At 69.5% G+C, this 18220-nt stretch carries 11 protein-coding genes and 5 pseudogenes; 10 read left to right on the forward strand and 6 right to left on the reverse strand.

Annotation, left to right across the window (positions count from 1 at the left end; translation table 11 throughout):
* A partial coding sequence (locus tag FF100_RS32690; RefSeq protein ID WP_246102649.1) for an Ig-like domain-containing protein occupies positions 1 to 3682 on the reverse strand: 3682 nt, incomplete at its 3' end.
* Positions 3683 to 4542: 860 nt separating this feature from the next.
* Between FF100_RS32690 and FF100_RS32695 the strand changes: the two genes are divergently transcribed.
* The 7 genes and pseudogenes from FF100_RS32695 to FF100_RS32725 all read left to right on the forward strand — a co-directional run bounded on the left by FF100_RS32695 (position 4543) and on the right by FF100_RS32725 (position 12969).
* A complete protein-coding gene (locus FF100_RS32695; RefSeq protein WP_139040204.1) occupies positions 4543 to 5064 on the forward strand; it encodes a hypothetical protein in 522 nt (173 codons plus the stop codon).
* A gap of 294 nt (positions 5065 to 5358) precedes the next feature.
* A pseudogene (locus tag FF100_RS32700) lies at positions 5359 to 5603 on the forward strand (transposase); the annotation flags it as partial.
* A gap of 1492 nt (positions 5604 to 7095) precedes the next feature.
* The gene (locus FF100_RS32705; RefSeq protein WP_246102650.1) at positions 7096 to 8031 is read left to right on the forward strand and encodes a BMP family protein; all 936 of its coding nucleotides are present in this window, start codon (positions 7096 to 7098) and stop codon (positions 8029 to 8031) included.
* A 1-nt stretch (position 8032) separates the two neighbouring features.
* Positions 8033 to 9634 (forward strand): ABC transporter ATP-binding protein, encoded by a 1602-nt coding sequence (locus FF100_RS32710; RefSeq protein ID WP_205825117.1) that lies wholly within the window; start codon positions 8033 to 8035, stop codon positions 9632 to 9634.
* On the forward strand, positions 9631 to 10704 hold the full coding sequence (locus tag FF100_RS32715) for an ABC transporter permease (protein WP_139040206.1): 1074 nt from the start codon (positions 9631 to 9633) through the stop codon (positions 10702 to 10704). The genes FF100_RS32710 and FF100_RS32715 overlap by 4 nt, the downstream gene beginning before the upstream one ends.
* A gap of 3 nt (positions 10705 to 10707) precedes the next feature.
* Positions 10708 to 11652 (forward strand): ABC transporter permease, encoded by a 945-nt coding sequence (locus FF100_RS32720; protein WP_139040207.1) that lies wholly within the window; start codon positions 10708 to 10710, stop codon positions 11650 to 11652.
* 30 nt (positions 11653 to 11682) lie between these two features.
* Positions 11683 to 12969, forward strand: coding sequence for an amidohydrolase family protein (locus FF100_RS32725; RefSeq protein ID WP_139040208.1), 1287 nt, complete (start codon positions 11683 to 11685; stop codon positions 12967 to 12969).
* Positions 12970 to 13016: 47 nt separating this feature from the next.
* Here the strand turns inward: FF100_RS32725 and FF100_RS32730 are convergent.
* The 5 genes and pseudogenes from FF100_RS32730 to FF100_RS32750 form a co-directional block, all read right to left on the reverse strand.
* A pseudogene (locus FF100_RS32730) lies at positions 13017 to 13167 on the reverse strand (transposase); the annotation flags it as partial.
* Positions 13166 to 13435, reverse strand: a pseudogene (locus FF100_RS32735) (IS5/IS1182 family transposase); the annotation flags it as partial. The pseudogenes FF100_RS32730 and FF100_RS32735, both read right to left, overlap by 2 nt.
* 111 nt (positions 13436 to 13546) lie before the next feature.
* Complete coding sequence (locus tag FF100_RS38740; RefSeq protein WP_139040226.1) at positions 13547 to 13720, reverse strand: helix-turn-helix domain-containing protein; 174 nt, start codon at positions 13718 to 13720, stop codon at positions 13547 to 13549.
* A gap of 138 nt (positions 13721 to 13858) precedes the next feature.
* Positions 13859 to 14620 carry an SDR family NAD(P)-dependent oxidoreductase gene (locus FF100_RS32745; protein WP_139040209.1) on the reverse strand — a complete coding sequence of 254 codons (762 nt, stop codon included), beginning with the start codon at positions 14618 to 14620 and terminating at the stop codon, positions 13859 to 13861.
* A 17-nt stretch (positions 14621 to 14637) separates the two neighbouring features.
* A pseudogene (locus FF100_RS32750) lies at positions 14638 to 14853 on the reverse strand (acetamidase/formamidase family protein); the annotation flags it as partial.
* Positions 14854 to 14910: 57 nt separating this feature from the next.
* Between FF100_RS32750 and FF100_RS32755 the strand changes: the two are divergent.
* The 3 genes and pseudogenes from FF100_RS32755 (at position 14911) to FF100_RS32770 (ending at position 18119) form a co-directional block, all read left to right on the forward strand.
* Positions 14911 to 15784, forward strand: a pseudogene (locus tag FF100_RS32755) (IS3 family transposase).
* 249 nt (positions 15785 to 16033) lie between these two features.
* Entirely contained in the window at positions 16034 to 16282 is a 249-nt protein-coding gene (locus FF100_RS32765; protein WP_139040211.1) for an AbrB/MazE/SpoVT family DNA-binding domain-containing protein, read from the forward strand.
* Between the two features lie 628 nt (positions 16283 to 16910).
* Positions 16911 to 18119, forward strand: a complete 1209-nt coding sequence (locus tag FF100_RS32770) for an FAD-dependent oxidoreductase (RefSeq protein WP_139040212.1) — start codon at positions 16911 to 16913, stop codon at positions 18117 to 18119.
* The last annotated feature ends 101 nt before the right edge of the window (positions 18120 to 18220 follow it).

Raw genomic sequence — 18220 nt, forward strand, 5'->3', positions numbered from 1 at the left:
GGTTGCCGGCGATGTCCTGGGCGGTGGCGGTGAGGGTGGTGGTGCCGTCCGGGAGCGGGGTCGTCAGCGCGAGCGTGAAGGTGCCCAGCGGCCCCGCCGTCGTGGTGCCGAGGACCGTGCCGCCGCTCGAGACCGCGACGAGCGACCCGGCCTCCGCCGTGCCGGTCAGGGTCGGCGTCGGGCTGTTCGTCGGACCGAGGGCCGCGATCACCGGCGCCGAGGGCGCACCGGTATCGACCGTGACGGTGGCGACGACCGAGGCGGGCGAGACGTTGCCGGCCGCGTCGCGGGCGGTGGCGGTCAGGCTCGTGACGCCGTCGGCGAGCGGCGTGGTCGGCGCGAACGAGAAGGTGCCGTTGGGCAGCGCCACCGTCGTGCCGAGCACGGTGGTGCCGTCGAGGATCGTCACCGTGGTGCCGGGCTCGGCCGTGCCGGTGAGGAGCGGCGTCGCGTCGTTGCCGAGCGGGACCGAGGCCAGGGCGGGCGCGGACGGGGCGACGGTGTCGATCGTCAGCGACACCGGGGTGGAGACCAGGGAGACGTTGCCGGCCACGTCCCGGGCGGTCGCCGTGAGGATGGTGGTGCCGTCGAGGAGCGGCGTCGTCGGGGTGAACGAGAAGGTGCCGTTGGCGCCCGCCACCGCCGTGCCGAGGACGGCACCGTTGCTGAGGAGGGTGACGGTGGAGCCGGGCTCCGTGATGCCGGTGACGGTCGGCGTCGCGTCGTTCGTCGGCGCGAGGGGGGTGAGGACCGGGATCCCGGGGGCCGCCGTATCGACGGTCACGCTGAGCGGGACGGAGGGCGCGGAGGTGTTGCCGGCGATGTCCTGGGCGGTGGCGGTGAGGGTGGTGGTGCCGTCCGGGAGCGGGGTCGTCAGCGCGAGCGTGAAGGTGCCCAGCGGCCCCGCCGTCGTGGTGCCGAGGACCGTGCCGCCGCTCGAGACCGCGACGAGCGACCCGGCCTCCGCCGTGCCGGTCAGGGTCGGCGTCGGGCTGTTCGTCGGGCCGAGGGCCGCGATCACCGGCGCCGAGGGCGCACCGGTATCGACCGTGACGGTGGCGACGACCGAGGCGGGCGAGACGTTGCCGGCCGCGTCGCGGGCGGTGGCGGTCAGGCTCGTGACGCCGTCGGCGAGCGGCGTGGTCGGCGCGAGCGAGAAGGTGCCGTTGGGCAGCGCCACCGTCGTGCCGAGCACGGTGGTGCCGTCGAGGATCGTCACCGTGGTGCCGGGCTCGGCCGTGCCGGTGAGGAGCGGCGTCGCGTCGTTGCCGAGCGGGACCGAGGCCAGGGCGGGCGCGGACGGGGCGACGGTGTCGATCGTCAGCGACACCGGGGCGGAGACCAGCGAGACGTTGCCGGCCACGTCCCGGGCGGTCGCCGTGAGGATGGTGGTGCCGTCGAGGAGCGGCGTCGTCGGGGTGAACGAGAAGGTGCCGTCGGTGCCCGCCACCGCCGTGCCCAGGATGGTGCCGTTGCTGCGGATCGTGACGGTGGCCCCCGACTCGGCGGTGCCGGTGAGGGCCGGCGTCGGATCGTTGGTGGGCGACGGCACGTCGAAGGCCGGGGCGACGGGGATCCCGGTATCGATCGTGAGGCTGACGGCGACGGACGGGATCGAGAGGTTGCCGGCCGCGTCGCGCGCGGTCGCCGTGATGCTCGCCGTGCCGTCGGTGAGCGCCGTCGTCGGGGTGAGGGAGAAGCTGCCGTCGCCGAGCGCCGTGGTCGTGCCGAGGACGGTGACGCCGTTGAACAGCGTGACCGTCGAGCCCGCCTCCGCCGTGCCGGTGAGGGTCGGCGTCGGGCTGTTCGTCGGGCCGAGCCGCCTGACCACCGGCGCGCCCGGAGCCGTGAGGTCGATCTGCACCGGCACGGCCGCCGAGGCCGGGGACGCGTTGCCGAGCACGTCGCGGGCGACCGCCGTGAGGGCGTAGGTCCCCTCGGCGAGCGGCGTCGCCGGCGTGACGCTGAAGGCGCCGTTGGCATCCGCCAGCGCCGTGCCGAGCACGGTCGTGCCGTCGAGCAGCGTCACCGTGCTGCCCGCCTCCGCGGTGCCGGTGAGCGTCGGGGTCGAATCGCCGGTCAGGCCGCCGCCCGAGACGAAGGTCGGCGTGGGCGGCGGGGTCGTGTCGATCCGCAGGGCGACCGCCGCGGAGGCGGGGCTGGTGTTGCCGGCCGGATCGCGCGCCGTCGCCGTCAGGGAATAGCTTCCGTCGGCGAGCGCGGCCGTCGGGGTGAACGAGAAGGTGCCGTTCGCCGCCGCGACCGCCGTGCCGAGCACGGCGCCGGCGTTGAGGATCGTGACGGTCGCGCCGGCCTCCGCGGTGCCGATCAGCGTCGGGGTGTTGTCGGCGGTCGCCGCCGCGCCGACGATCAGCGTCGGGGCGAGCGGCGCGGCGAGGTCGATCACCGTCAGGGCGGGGATGGAGGGCGCGCTGATGTTGCCGGCCGCGTCGGTGGCGGTCGCCGTAAAGCTGTAGGAGCCGGCTGCGAGCGGGGTCGTAGGCGTGACCGCGTAGCTGCCGTTGGCGCCCGCGACCGCGGTGCCGATCGCCGTGACGCCATTGTAGACCGTGACCGTGCTGCCGGCCTCCGCCGTGCCGGTGATGGCCGGGGTCTGGCTGTTGGTCAGGCTCGGGGCCGTCACGGTCGGCACCGCGGGCGCGGTGGCGTCGATGGTCAGGGCCAGGGCGGCGGAGACCGGGCTGGTGTTGCCGGCGATGTCCCGGGCCGTCGCCGTCAGGTTGTACGTGCCCGGGCTGAGCGCGACGCCCGAGGTGACGCTGAAGCTCCCGTCGGAGGCGGCGACGGCGGCGCCGAGCACGAGGGCGCCGTTGAACAGCGTGACCGTGCTGCCGGCCTCGGCCCGGCCGGTGAGCGTCGGCCTGATGCTGTTCGTCAGCCCGGTGCCGGCGCTGAAGGTCGGGCTGGCCGGGGCCGCCGTGTCGATCTGCAGGGCGATCGGCGCGGAGGCGGCGCTGGTGTTGCCGGCCGGATCGCGCGCCGTCGCCGTCAGGGAATAGCTTCCGTCGGCGAGCGCGGCCGTCGGGGTGAACGAGAAGGTGCCGTTCGCCGCCGCGACCGCGCTGCCGAGCACGGCGCCGCCGTTGAGGATCGTGACGGTCGCGCCGGCCTCCGCGGTGCCGGTCAGCGTCGGGGTGTTGTCGGCGGTCGCCGCCGTGCCGGCGCTCAGCGTCGGGGCGATCGGTGCGGTGATGTCGGCCGGGGAGGTCTGGATGTCGTCGATCGCGAAGTTGAAGGCGATGTCCACGTCGACGAGGCTGCGCGAGAAGACGCGGACCTCGGTGACGTTCTGCCAGGCGGGATCGGTGAAGTTCACCGTCTGGTCGCCGAGCCCGACGAGGCTGCCGTTCAGCTGCCGCGTCACCTCCACGCCGTTCCGGTAGCCGACGAAGACCGTGTTGCCGGCGACCGACGCGAACCGTTCGACCACGAGGCTGTCGAGGGCGAACGCGCCGCCGCCGGCCTGAGAGATCGAGAGATAGCCGCCGCTGGCGTTGTTCAGGCCGAGCGCGGGGTCGCCGGCTCCGAGCAGCCCCGTCCTGGCGACGCTCAACGATCCGGTCGTGGCCCCTGCCGTGGTCCGGAATGCGTAGCTGAACCCTCCGATGGTCAGGGGGTTGCCGGAGGCGCCGTTGAAGCTGTCGAAGGTCTGCGTGGCCATGGGATTTGCAACCTGCTGGCGTTGTTGCAACCCATAGTGGCGGACGCGACCGGGGCCGCAAGACCACAACCTGTGGTTATAAAATGTATGGTTAACGAATTATTCTGCTGTAATATCCGAGCTAAAGAGCGCGAGATTCGTCGCAGGGTAAGACGTCATTATGATCTATATTCATCGCGGCTCATGGATAGATTTAATCACTTGTCTTCTTGACGATATATCCCGCATTCTCGATTGTGCTGAACGAGTATCGTCTTGCTTCTGGAGCTTCAGAGGCTGGTGCGCGGGGGCCGATCGTGGCAGGGCGAGTGCAGTCGCGGATGGATCCCGCCGATCGGGGACAACGGAATTCGCGGGCTCACCGCCGACCGACCGACTCGTCCGGCCCGCTTTCCGCACTCGCCTGCTTCCCGGCGGATAGCCACAGCGGACGCTCATTCGCGTCTCGACGCCGCGGGACCGCCACACAACCGCACCCGAACCAGAATTGTTCGCACATAGATCAATATCGATCTGCATTTTACGAATCACGGCACGCTGAAATGATCAATTTTTGTTTTGCCACAACAATTTTCCATCATTTTTTGCGCCTGAAGGCCCGGGGCCGACTTTCTCGAACGACGCCAGCCCCAGTCGAAGGCCTATCTCAATGCGGCCACCCGCCACGGCACTCAACACCGGGCGAGCGGATCTGGTGCGAGTCCCGCGGCGATCGCGCCCGGTGCGCGGCGACAGGCGGGTGTCACCGCGGCCCCGGCACCAGCATCGCCTTCTGGTTGCAACGATCCCGCCACCCCGGCCGGGCAGGAGGCCGGCGACGGGAAAGCGTCGCCGTGCGGGGTACAACCTGGACCGTCATCATGATCATCGCATTCGATGAAATGGCGACACGCCCGATCCATCGGTCATTAACCGTCCCGTCAATCTGGAGACACAACCTTGAACTAAAAAATCAACCAAAAGTTGCTCTAGGAACCAGCGATCTGGAGGCGCCTGTGTCTGCGTACGATTTCAACCGGACCGTCGTCGTCTGGGCCGATTTCGACCATCCGGAGTTCGGGCTCGCCCGCATCGAATCGGCCATCGAGGCCTACGACGCTCTGCACCGGGCTCGTTTCCTGGATGGCAGCAGGACGATCGCCCCGGAGCTGTGGCACGCGACCGAGCGGGCGATCGACCTGGCGCTCATCGATCCGTCCCCGGCGAATGTGAGCGCCGCCGAGCAGGCTCTCCTGGCCCTCGTCAAGCGCACGTCGCCGATTCCCAGGTCCGTCCGTCACCGGCTGGCCCCCGAAACCTGCTCGTCGAGCCCGCTCTCCCCCCGGGCCATCATCCGGGCGATGTGGCCGCAACACCTGATTCGGGAGCTGAGCAGGATCTGAGCCGAAAGGGCTCGACCTCGCTTCGTCAGCTCGGGTCTCGACGCAGTCGCGAAGGCGGGACCCACGAGGACCGGTCTCGCCGTCGACGACGAGGTCGGGCGGCACGGTCGGAAGCGGCAGGCGGGCCACGCGAATCCCCCGCCCGGATGTCGGCCCGCACGGTGCCGCGGCGACCGCGCGGGACCGGTGCCAGGGTGGTGGCGTCGCACCGCCCAGGCAGGGAACTGATGCAAGCCTTGGCCGCAGCTCGCATCCTCCTCCTTGATGCAGGGTTTCCAGCGCAGGAGGATCGCGATGGCCTGGCTGTTCCGGCTCTCGCATGACGCCTGGGCGCGGATCGCGCCGCACCTGCCGCACGGCCAACCCGGCAAATCTCGGGTCGCCGACAGGCGGGTGATCAGCGCCATCCTGCATGGGCCGAAGCCCGGCTGCCGCTGGCAGGACACGCCGTCCGCCCAGTGCCCATACCTGACGGTCGACACCCGCATAACAGGTGGTCTCAGCGCCGGATCTGGCAGCGCCTGTTGGCCAAGATCGCAGACAGGCTTTCCCGAGCGGGTCGGGGGCTGCTCCGGGAAACTGATGGTCGCCATTTGCATCTGTGAGTGTTGCTGGCGCGATCGACGTTACGAATTTAAAGCCATTACGTCTGTAAATATCGCCCGAGATCGCGGATTGTTCAGCGTCGGGAGAAAGTGAGACTGGAGTGCCGTCCTTCCATCGGCCAATGCATCGAGACGCCGCCTTCTCGGCTGTCCACGGCACACCCGTCGCAGCTGAGAGTTGCTGCGCAAGATCTGTCATAGCAGTCCAAAACGCACCCACGTTCTGGCTCAGCCTGCGCACAACTAGCAAAGATCCGTTCTTCGGAAATGGGTCGAGACCAACGATATCGCCAGGATTCTGTGTGTCATCTGGATTGAGCCCACAATAGACGAACACGAACTGACCCGGCCCAGTGAGCCGCTGCCCTGGCCGCGCCCAAAGCGCACACTGCGGGTCGTCTTTATGATCGGCCCGCGGCGTGAGGTAGGTGTCAGCGTCAACCATGCCTCGCACGCCGGGCTGCGAGATGCCATCTACGAACCCGAAATGCTCTGTGTCGCGCGCGATCCGGCGACCGCATTCCTTAACCACCACCGTGGCGGTATCGCCGAGCAATGCAAGATATCGATTGGCGCCTGCAAACACCTGATCTTTCACTAATGACGCAATTATCAGCAAGATGTCAGGTTCCCGATCAGGACTTTGCCCGAATTGCCAACCAAGCGGGTTTCCCTGCTGATCGACTGGATCTCCTAAAGCCGCCGCGCTTCCGGCCGGCCCCATGTGGAAAATCGGATCGACGATCTTGCTGGGATCGCCGCCAAATCGAGCCAATCCGGCCGCGGAGAAAGCCAAGGCGACGTTTGGTGCCACGGTAGCCGTAGGCACCTCGCCGACAATCGCCGCAAGCCGAAGGGCTGCTTTTGCCTGCGCCGCCGATCGAACAGGCGTGACTTCAGCAGTGATTGTGCGCAACTTCGCCTGAGCGGCGGCTGCGCCCTCGTTCAAAAAGCCACCTCTCCGCCGTCATTCAGAGAGAGCGTCCGAACGAAGGCTCCGGAACCCAATCCTGCGGGTCCACAAGCCCCGATGGTTGAAGCGCAGGCCCGTCGCCGTGTTCGGCCCGCCCGAACCACAGCGATCGCATCCGCCCGACAGACCACCGGCGCCGGCACCTGAGGCTTCGCCAACGCCACCAGGAAACGCCCCTCCTCCGGGCCGCCGTCGGCCGTTCGATGCACCGTCGGATCACCCAGGTTGGCGACGCGACCTATTGCGCGTCACATTTCATCGGTGCCGGATTCGAGAACAAGCCTGCTCAAAAGTGTGCCTTGTGTGTACAGGAGCGCCGTGCTCCTCTTCGGAGAACAACATCGTGCCACGAACAGTGGCTTCGTCGCGGGGCGTGAGATGGATCTCGACCGGTTGAGCGCGAGCCGCAGAAGGGTGTTGGCCGGGATCGGCGCGGCCGGAGTCACCGGCCTGATGAGCGGTCCGGCCTGGGCCGCGAAGGCGCGGCCGGTCTCCGTCGCCCTCGTCGCCTCGGTGCCGATCGAGCAGCAATGGGTGAGCCGCATCCACCTCGCCCTGAAGGCGGCGGCCGCGCGGGGCGACATCACCTACGTCTATTCCGAGAACGTCGCCAACACCGACGCCGAGCGGGTGATCCGCGAATACGCCGAGGCCAAGAAGGATCTCGTCATTGCCGAGGCGTTCGGCCTGGAGCGGCCGGCGCGCAAGATCTCCGCGGACTACAAGGGGACCGCCTTCCTGATGGGCTCGTCCTTCCCGGCGCAAGCCCCGAACTTCTCGGTCTTCGACAACTACATCCAGGACGCGTCCTACCTGACCGGCATCGTGGCCGGGAAGGCGACCAAGTCGAACGTCATCGGCCTCGTCGGCGGCTACGCAATCCCGGAGGTCAACCGGCTGATGCACGCCTTCATGGCCGGGGCCAGGTCGGTCAATCCGGACGTCAAGTTCCTGATCTCGTTCATCAACTCGTGGTACGACCCGCCCAAGGCGAAGGAGACGGCCTTCGCGATGATCGAGCGCAAGGCCGACGTTCTCTACGCCGAGCGCTTCGGCGTCTCCGACGCCGCCAAGGAGCGCGGCGTCAAGGCGATCGGCAACGTCATCGATACGTCGAGCCAGTATCCCGGCACGGTGATCGCATCCGCACTCTGGCACATGGAGCCGACCATCGACCGCGCGGTTGCCAAGGTGATCGATGCGAGCTGGAGCGCGGAGGATTACGGCCCCTGGAGCGGCATGGCCAAGGGCGGCTGCTCGCTTGCCCCGCTCGACCCCGCCCTCGTCCCGCAAGCCGTGATCGACCAGGTGCGGGCGCGGGAGGCGGAGATCCGCTCGGGCGCCTTCAAGGTCGCCATCGACGATTCCGAACCGAAGCCGACCGCCTGACGTGCGGCGGCCGGCCGCTCCCGACGACGCCGTCGCCGAGGTACCGCACGCGATCGCCCTCGAACTGCGCGGGATCACCAAGCGCTTCGGCCCGCTGCTCGCCAATGACGGCATCGATCTCACCCTGCACCGGGGCGAGATCCTGGCGATGTTGGGCGAGAACGGGGCCGGCAAGACCACCCTGATGAACATCCTGTTCGGCCACTACACGGCCGATGCCGGCACCGTGCGGGTGGCCGATGCGGCCGGGCGGCTGGTCCCGCTGCCGCCGGGGCGGCCGCGGGCGGCGCTCGCCGCCGGCATCGGCATGGTGCATCAGCACTTCACCCTGGCCGAGGCCTTGAGCGGGCTCGACAACATCACCCTCGGCACCGAGCCCCTGTGGCGCCTGCGCCGCAGGACCGACGAGGCCCGCGACAGGCTCGAAAGGCTGATGACCCGCGCAGGGCTCGCCGTCGACCTCGACGTGCCGGTCGGCAGCCTCACCGTTGGCGAGCGCCAGCGAGTCGAGATCCTGAAGGCGCTCTACCGCGACGCGCGGGTGCTGATCCTCGACGAGCCGACCGCCGTGCTGACGCCGGCCGAGAGCGACGGGCTGTTCGCGGTGCTGCGGGCGCTCGCCGCGCAGGGGCTGGCGATCGCCTTCATCTCGCACAAGCTCGGCGAGGTCGTGGCCGGCAGCGACCGGGTTGCCGTGCTGCGGGCCGGCCGCAAGGTCGCCGAGCGCGCGACTGCGGGAGCCGACCGGGCCGACCTCGCGGCCCTGATGGTCGGCCGCGCAGTGGCGCCGGTGCGCCGCGCCGCCCGGGCACCGGGGCCGGAGGTGCTGGCGCTCGAGGGCGTGTCCGTCACAGGGCCCGACCTGCGCAGCCGCCTCGACCGGGCCGACCTCGTGGTGCGGGCGGGAGAGATCGTCGGCGTCGCCGGGGTCGCCGGCAACGGGCAGGCGGCGCTGGCGCGGCTGCTCTTCGGCCTCGCCCGGCCCGCCGCCGGGACGGTCCGGCTCCAGGGCCGGACGGTGAACCGGTTCGACCCGCGCGACGTCGTCCGCGCCGGCATCGGCCGCATCCCGGAGGATCGCCACCATGAGGGCGCGGTCGGCGCGATGAGCGTGGCCGAGAACGTCGCGATCGAGGGAATCCGCGGGCCGTTCCAGCGTTTCGGATGTCTGCGGCGGCGCCGGATGGCCGCGCGGGCGCTCGACGCGATCGAGGCCTACGGCATCCGCTGCCCCGGCCCGGACGCCCCGATCCGGCTCCTCTCGGGGGGCAACATGCAGAAGGTCATCATCGCCCGGGCGCTCGACGGCGATCCCGCCCTGATCGTCGCCGCGCAGCCGACCCGCGGGCTTGATGTCGGGGCGGTCGCCGAGATCCATCGCCGCCTTCTCGACGCCAGCGGGCGCGGCGCCGGCATCGTGCTGATCTCGGAAGATCTCGACGAGGTGTTCGCTCTGTCCGACCGAATCGCCGTGATGGCCCGGGCCCGCCTCTCGGCGGCACTCCCCGCCGACACCCTCGACCGGACCCGCCTCGGCCTGATGATGGCCGGCCAGGCGGCGGAGCTCGGACCCACCCCGGTGCGCGAGAGGAGGCCGGCATGATCCGTCTCGAGCCGCGCGGCGTCCCGTCCCGGGGTCTCGCGCTCGCGGTCCCGGTCGCCGCCGCCCTGGCGGCCCTCGCCCTCGCCGCCGTGCCGCTGCTGCTGGCTGGCGCCCCGCTCGGGCGGGCCTACGCGGCGATGGCCGAGGGCGCGCTCGGCTCGCGCTTCGCCCTCACCGAGGTGCTGACCCGAGCGACACCCCTGATCCTCACCGGGCTTGCCGCCGCGGTGGCGTTCCGGGCGCGGCTCTACAACATCGGCGCCGAGGGGCAGCTCTATGTCGGGGCGCTCGCCGCCGTCGCGGTCGGCGCAGGGACGCTCGACTGGCCGACGCCGCTCCTCGTTCCCGCAGTGCTCGGAGCCGGCGCGCTCGCGGGCGCCGCCATGATGGTCGGGCCGGCCCTCGCCCGCGTCACGCTCGGCGCCGACGAGGTGGTGACGACCCTGCTCCTCAACTTCGTGGTGCTGCTCCTCGTGCAGATGATGATCGAGGGGCCGATGAAGGATCCGATGAGCATGGGCTGGCCGCAATCCGAGCCGCTGATCGACGCCGCGACCCTGCCCCGCCTCGTCGAGAAGACCCGGCTGCATGCCGGCCTGCTCGTCGCCCTCGCGGCCGCTGGCCTGCTGCACGGCCTGATGGCCCGGACCGTGGCGGGATTCGCCATCCGGGCGGTGGGTGAGGCGCCGGCCGCCGCGCGCTTCGCCGGGCTGCCAGTCGGCGGCACCCTCGTCGCCGTCGGCGCCCTGTCGGGCGCGCTCGCGGGGCTCGCCGGGGCCGGGGAGGTGGCGGGGGTGAAGGGCTTCCTCGCCGCCGACCTGTCGCCGGGCTACGGCTATGCGGGAATCGTCGTGGCGATGCTGGCGGGCCTGTCGCCGCTCGGCACGGTCGCCGCGGCCCTGTTCGTGGCTGCCGTCTTCGTCGGCGCGGATTCGATGAGCCGGGTGGTCAACGTCTCGAGCTACATCGCCAACCTGATCGTCGCCCTGTCGCTGATCGCCGTGCTGGTCGCCGGCGTGCTGACCCGCTACCGGCTGCGCTACGCCCGCCGGCCGGCGGCCGGAGCCTGAGCGATGCAGGCGAGCCTGGACCTGCTCTTCACCGTCGCTTTCTGGGGCGCGGCCTTGCGTATCGCCACGCCGCTGATCTTCGGGGTCGCCGGCGCCGTTCTGTGCGAGCGTGCCGGTGTGCTCAACCTCGGCATCGAGGGCATCATGACCGCCGGCGCGATGACCGGCTGGCTCGCGGTCCATTTCGGGGCCGGTCTCTGGGGCGGCGTCCTCGTCGCGGCGCTCACCGGGGCGGGCCTCGGCCTGCTGCTCGCCGGGCTGACGGTGAAGCTCGGCTTGTCGCAGCATGTGAGCGGGCTCGCCGTGACGCTGCTTGCCACAAGCGCGAGCTATTTCGGCTACCGCCTCGCCCTACCGGCGGCCGCGAGCCCGCCCCGGATCGAGCCGTTCCGGCCGCTCGACCTTCCGGTCCTGTCCGACCTGCCGATCCTCGGGCCGATCCTGTTCCAGCAGACGGCGCTGACCCTACTCGCCATCGCGGCGATCCTCGGGCTCGGCCTGTTCCTGGCACGCACGCCGCTCGGGCTCGCGGTCCGGGCGGTCGGCGAGAACCCGGCCGCGGTCGAGGCGCAGGGGATCGACGTCCATGCCCTGCGCATCGGCGCCGTGGTGGCCGGCTCCGCCCTGATGGCGCTCGGCGGCGCCTTCCTGACGCTGTCGGCCTTCAACGCCTTCTTCTTCGAGATGGTGGCTGGACGCGGCTGGATCTGCATCGCGCTCACGGTCTTCGCCGGCTGGCGTCCCGCCAAGGCGCTCCTCGGGGCGGTGCTGTTCGGCGCCTTCGACGCCTTCCAGGTGCGTCTCCAGCAGGCCTCGGGCGGGCTTGTGCCGGGGCAGGTCTTCCTGATGCTGCCCTACCTGCTATCGATCGCCGCTTTGCTCATCGGCGCCCGCCACGCCAGTGCCCCGAAGGCGCTGATGCGGCCCTACATCCGCGGCGAGCGATAGGTCGCGGCCACGGCTAAAGGAGGACCACGCGTGAGCCCCGACCTCATCGTCCGCAACGCCACCCTGCCGGATGGGCGCAGCGGTCTCGACATCGCCGTCTCGGGCGGGCGCATCGTCGCGATCGAGCCGGCGCTCCCGGCGAAGGAAGCGGAGGAGATCGACGCGGCCGGTCAGCTCGTGAGTCCGCCCTTCGTGGATTGCCATTTCCACATGGACGCGACGCTCTCGCTGGGCCTGCCGCGGCTCAACCATTCCGGCACGCTGCTCGAAGGCATCGCGCTGTGGAACGAGCTGAAGCCGCTCCTGACGCCCGACGCGGTGATCGAGCGGGCCCTGCGCTACTGCGATCTCGCCGTGTCCCAGGGCCTGCTCGCCGTGCGCAGCCACGTCGACATCTGCGACGACCGCCTGCTGGCGGTCGACGCCCTGCTCGAAGTGAAGCGGCAGGTCGCACCTTATCTCGACCTCCAGCTCGTCGCGTTCCCGCAGGACGGCTACCTGCGCGCGCCGGGCGCGGCGGAAAACCTCGCCCGGGCGCTCGACCGCGGCGTCGAGGTGGTCGGCGGCATCCCGCATTTCGAGCGGACGATGGAGGATGGCGCGGAATCCTTGCGGCGTCTCTGCCGAATCGCTGCCGAGCGGGGCTTGCGGGTCGACATCCACTGCGACGAGACCGACGACCCGCTGTCCCGCCACGTCGAGACGCTGACCGCCGAGACGGTGCGGCACGGGCTCCAGGGGCGCGTGGCGGGCTCACATCTGACCTCGATGCACTCGATGGACAATTACTACGTCTCGAAGCTCCTCGCTCTGATGGCCGAGGCGCGGCTTCAGGTGGTCGCCAACCCCCTCATCAACATCGTGCTCCAGGGCCGCCACGACACCTACCCGAAGCGGCGCGGCCTGACCCGGGTGCCCGAGCAGCGAGCAGCAGGCCTCACCGTCGCCTTTGGCCAGGATTGCTGCATGGATCCCTGGTACAGCTTAGGGAGCGCCGACATGCTCGACGTCGCCCATATGGGCCTGCACGTGGCGCAGTTGACGAGCCGGGAGGCGATGCGGGCCTGTTTCGATGCGGTGACGACGCAGGCCGCCGCCGTGATGGGGCTCGAAGATTACGGGCTGCATGTCGGCGCCTACGGCGACCTCGTCGTGCTGCAGGCCCGTGACCCGATCGAGGCGATCCGGCTGCGCCCGCCCCGGCTCTGCGTGATCCGCCGCGGCCGCGTGATCGCGCGCACGCCGCCGCGGGTCGCGCAGCTCGCGCTGCCGGGCCGACCCGCTGACCTGGACCCGGCGCGCGGTTTCGGGCCGTGAGACACCTCCGCCGGAGATGTCTGCGTCCTAGGGTCAAGACTCAACCAGCACCAGAACGCGATGACGGCGGCGAGGGCGGGAGCCGATGCGAAGTTGCTGGCGAGCTTGTCGTAGCGGGTGGCGATGCGGCGGAAGTCCTTGAGGCGAGAACCCCGCCTCGACCCGCCAGCGATCGCGATAGCGCTGCTTGTCGAGGCGGCTCGATCCCGCGCTCGTGCACGAGCCAAGCCACATGCTCAGCCGACCCATAGCCACTGTCGGCCGCAAGCCGAGCTGGCCACAGCCCAAAGCGATCCTGCGTCCGCGCGATCATGGTGCGGGCTGCCCCGACTTCTGCCTGCCGGATGGCGCGGCTGGCCTCGACATCGACGATCACGGCGTGGTCGAGGTCGAGGTCGATCAGGTAGTTGGGGGCGTAGGCAAAGAAGGCATGACATTTCAGCGCGCCCGTCCTGCGGGGGCGCGGGATGGCGGCTCGACCTGCAAAGAAATGCTGGAAGGCCCTATCGAGGTCGCGTAGCGCCTGCTGCTGGCAGGAGACGTAGACAGCCCTGACCCAGTCGCATTCGGCCCGCAATCAGGTGAGTTCGGCGGCCTGTCTGACGTCGCTGATGCGATACTTCGGGCCCCAGGTGACGCGCTGCTCAAGGTCGAGATTGTAGACAAGATGGCAGACACCTGCGAACTGCCGGAGCAGGGAGTCCTGCTCCGGCGTTGAGTCGAGCTTGAAACGAAAGCCGCGAGAGATCAGTTTCTCAGTCTACATTTCATGGAAATTTTCGGCGTTCGCCTTTCCACGACCCATAAGTCTGACAGCAATAAAAAAAGCGCTCTTGCTCCCCAGCCTGAAGGCCGGGGTTTCAGCAGTTTCCGATGAGAGGGCGAAGGCTCAGAACTGCACGCCCCGGGTCAGCGCACCGTCGACGACGAGGTTGGTGCCAGTGACGAAGCTCGCGGCTGGGCTCGCCAGGAAGACCGCGGCGCGGGCGATCTCGTCCGGGCGTGCCATCCGGCCGGTCGGGTTGAGGCGCAGAGCCTCGGCGAACAGGGCCGGGTTGCCGTCCTCGATCCGGTACCACACCCCGCCCTCGAAATAGGTGTTGCCGGGCGAGACTGTATTGGCGCGGATGCTCTTCCCTGCGAGTTGGAAGGCGAGGCCCTGCGCATAGTGGATCAAGGCCGCCTTGAAGGCGCCGTAGGGCCCGGCCGCGAAGTCGATCTCACGGCCCGACACGCTCGAGATGACGGTGATCGAGGCCGCTTTCGAACGCTCGAGGAACGGCATCGCTGCCTCGACCGCCGCGACGGTGCCCATGATGTCGACCGAGAAGCCGGCGCGCCACGCCGCCTCGTCGGCCCCGACTGCGAGCGCGCTGACATTCGGCACCAGGATGTCGAGACCGCCGAGTTCTTGCGCCGCCTCCGCGATCCAGGCCCGCAAGGCGGCCGCATCGGCGACGTCGACGGCACGACCCGTCGCCGCGACGCCCTTGGCCTGGAGGGAGGCCACCTTGGCGGCGACTTCCTCCAGGTTGCGCGCGCAGAGCGCGACGGCGGCGCCCTCCTCGGCGAGAAGGTCGGCGATGGCGCCGCCGATTCCCTTGGTGCCGCCCGTAACGAGGGCGCGCAGCCCCTTCAAGCCGAGATCCATGCTGTGCTCCTTGGCGATCAGGCCAGCGCGATCGACTTCGCGATCGAGGCACCCAGAGTGTATTTCGGATCGACCATGTTGCCGAGCCGCACCCGGCCGCACTGGGTCAGCAGCATGTAGGCGTCGATCTCCTCGAAGCCGAAATCGGCTGCGAGCCAGCGCACCAGCTCGCGGTAGGCGATGCGGGCGGCATCCTCCATCGGCCGCGACGAGCCGATGGTCATAAAGAAGTCTGGGATTGCCCCGGATCGGTGGACACGGAGAGCGCTTTCGCGTGAGGTGTGTTTGCCCTGCCGAGAACCCGTCCGCCGTACCCGGCGGAGCTCCGCCGCCAGATGGTCGAGTTGGTCCGCGCTGGACGCGATCCGACCGATCTCGCCCGTGAGTTCGAGCCGTCGGCTCAGGCCATCCGCAACTGGGTGACCGAGGCCGACCAGCAGGAGGGACGCCGGGAGGCGAAGCCTGCTGCTGCTGAGGCCGCGCTGCCGGCCACCGAGCGCGAGGAGTTGCTTCGGCTGCGGCGCGAGAACCGTCAGCTGAAGCTGGAGCGCGACATCCTCTCTCGCGCGACAGCCTGGTTTGCGCGCGGGACCGGAGTTCTGCCGTCGGGATCTTCCGGTTCATGAGCGCGAACCAGGCGCACTTCCCGATCGCCGTCATGGCGCGCGTGCTGGGCGTCTCGAAGGCCGGATACTATGCCTGGACCGGCCGTCCCCTCTCGACGCGTTCAGCCGCCGGATCGTCGGCTGGTCGATGGCGGATCCCCTGCGAACTGAACTGGTTCTGAACGCGCTCGAGATGGCTGTCGGCCAGAGAAAACCGCAAAACGTGATCCATCACTCGGATCAGGGCTCGCAATATACATCGTTGGCCTTCGGCAGCCGCTGCCGCGAAGCCGGTGTGCGGCCCTCGATGGGCTCGGTCGGTGATGCCTACGACAACGCCATGGCCGAGAGCTTCTTCTCGACCCTGGAATGCGAGTTGCTCGCCCGCCGGCGCTTCCACTCCCGGCCAGAGGCCCGCATGGCCCTCTTCAGCTACCTCGAGGGCTTCTACAACCCAGTGCGGCGACACTCCGCCCTGGGCTACCGATCACCCCTCGTCTACGAACAGGAGCACAGCCCAAAACCCGCAACCGAGATCCTGCTCAGCCAAGCCCCATAGCCGTCCACAGAAACGGGGCAATCCCAGAGCTGCGCCTCGACCTGCACGCTCACGATCGCAACGCGGATTTTGCCGCCGCCTTCCTGACCGAGGCCACGCGCCACCATGGGAGTGGGTTGGGTGATCGGACCTGCATGGCGGTGGCGATGAAGCTCGGCGTGCCGGTGATGACGACCGATCGCGCATGGGCGGGCTTGGAGATCCCGGGCTTGTCGGTCGAAGTGATCCGCTGACCGGGAGGGTACCGCCATGGCCTCGCATTCCGCCACGATCCATGAGGGTGGCAGGATGGTCGTTCCCGCCGACCTGCTGCGCGAGCTTGGGCTTCAGGACGGCGATACTGTCGTTATCGAGATGATTGAGGGCATGCTCCGGTCTCGCTCTCGCGACGCGGTAATCACCGAGATCCAGGCGCTCGCCAGGGGGTTCGTTCCCGAGGGCGTCAGTGTCGTCGAAGAGCTAATCGCGGAACGACGCGCTGAGGTCGCGAGGGAGTAAGCGCAGGACCGGTGGCTCAAGGCGTGTGATGGCGTCTTTCGCTCAACAGGACCAATCTCATGGCGACCTCCCGCGTTTCGCTAAATAGGGCGCGTGCCATTCCCGCTTGAATCAAGCAGGGCATTCAAATTTTGCGCCTTACCCGGGATTCGCATGACATTAGTGCATGGAACAAATATATTTGTGGGTGGCGCACCAAGCGTCGACTCGAATGACCCTTGGGACGTCTGCCAGCGGCAGCTCACGCGAGCACTGCGTCGCGCTTCCGTCGAATTGATAGGGCGAAATGAAGCGTTAAACGACTTCGACTTAACGGCGTGCTCTGACGTCGCAATTGAGCGGCCGCACTGGCTCGTTAAGTACGATTCCCGGAGGCATTCGGATCGGAGAACTCGAGGCGGCGCGCCCTCGGTGATCGACGCCCGGGAGACGGCGGGTTCGATCGACGTCGAAGAGCGTCCCATTGCGCGGGCGGCCGCATACCTTGATCTCGGGCTCCGCCCGGGATGCGGACTTTCCGGTCCGGGCCGCGGCACCGTTCCTGCTCTGCCAGACGGGTTTGCCGAGGTTCCATGCCGCATCGTCGTCTCACCCGTCGCCGCACTCCCTTCCAAGGAGGGCCGCACTGATGCCTCCACCCCGCATCGTGATCGCCGGCACGGGCATCGCCGGAACGGTGACCGCCCACGGGCTCGCGCGGAGTCCCGCGGAGGTGATCTGCCTCGAGCGCAGCGCGGCCGGGGATCAGGCCGAAGCCGGAACCGGCCTCAATATCGGCCCCAACGCCATGACCGCCCTGCGCCTCTACCTGCCGGATCTGGCCGGGACGCTCGCAGCGGCCGGCCTGCCATGGCGGCGCTGGACCGCCGCGCTCACCGACGGCACGCCCCTCCTCGACCTCGACGTGGCGGATCTGGCAGGGGTGCCGGGCCTGCGCATCCGCTGGGCCGAACTCTACCGGATCCTCAGGCGCGGCCTGCCCGTTCGCTACGGCTGCGAGGCGACCGGCGTCGTGCGCCAAGCCGACGGCCGGGCGAGCGTCCGGGTCGCGACGCCCGCCGGACCGGAGATCATCCGGGACGTCGATCTCGTGGTCGCGGCAGAGGGGCGCTACTCGCGCCTGCGCCGACTCATCGCCGGTTTGTCGCAGCCCCGCCACCTCGGCGTCGTGATGTACCGCACCCTGTGGGAGGCGGGGCCGGGCTGCCCGATCGACGATTACGGCCAGTGGTTTAACGGGCCGAACCGCCTGCTAGCCTTCCGGGTGCCGGGCGATCTCGTCTATTGCGCCGGCACCTTCCCGCTCGAGCCGCCCGACGCTCCGGTTCCGGCGGCCATGAAGGATGCCGAGATCCTGCGCGGGCTCTACCGGCCGGACTCCGGGCCGCCGTCACGGGAGGCCGGCTACCTGATCGAGGGGGTCGCCCGCCACGTCGACACGATTCACTGGGCCCGGGTGCAGGAGGAGACGATCCTCTACGCGCCGGCCGGCTGGCCGGTCGTGTTCCTGGGCGATGCGGCCCATCCGATGATCCCGACCCTGGGTCAGGGAGCCACGCAATCGATCGAGGACGGGTGCAGCACGGCCGACGCGATCAGGGCCGCCCTCGCGTCGGGGGCGATCGCCGCGGTCCCCGAGGCCGTCGAGGCGCGTCGGAGCGGGCGGGCGCGCTTTGCCCTCGATCTCTCGCGTGCGGCGAGCGACACACTCCTGGCCGGAGCCGACCCGATCGAAGGCACGCGCGAGAAGGCCGGGCCCGACTTTCGGTCCGCTCTCGTGCGCCTCTACCGCGACGTCGATCCACCACTCGCGCCGGTGCATCAACCGGGGGCGTAAGGCCCCCGACAACTCCTCGATGGCTTAAGCCTCCGGGAATGGCCTACCGCTTGCTGGTCTCTGCTGCGATGATCGAAGGTCTGCTCCGGTGCGACCTTCTT

The organism is Methylobacterium terricola (assembly GCF_006151805.1).
GTDB lineage: Bacteria > Pseudomonadota > Alphaproteobacteria > Rhizobiales > Beijerinckiaceae > Methylobacterium > Methylobacterium terricola.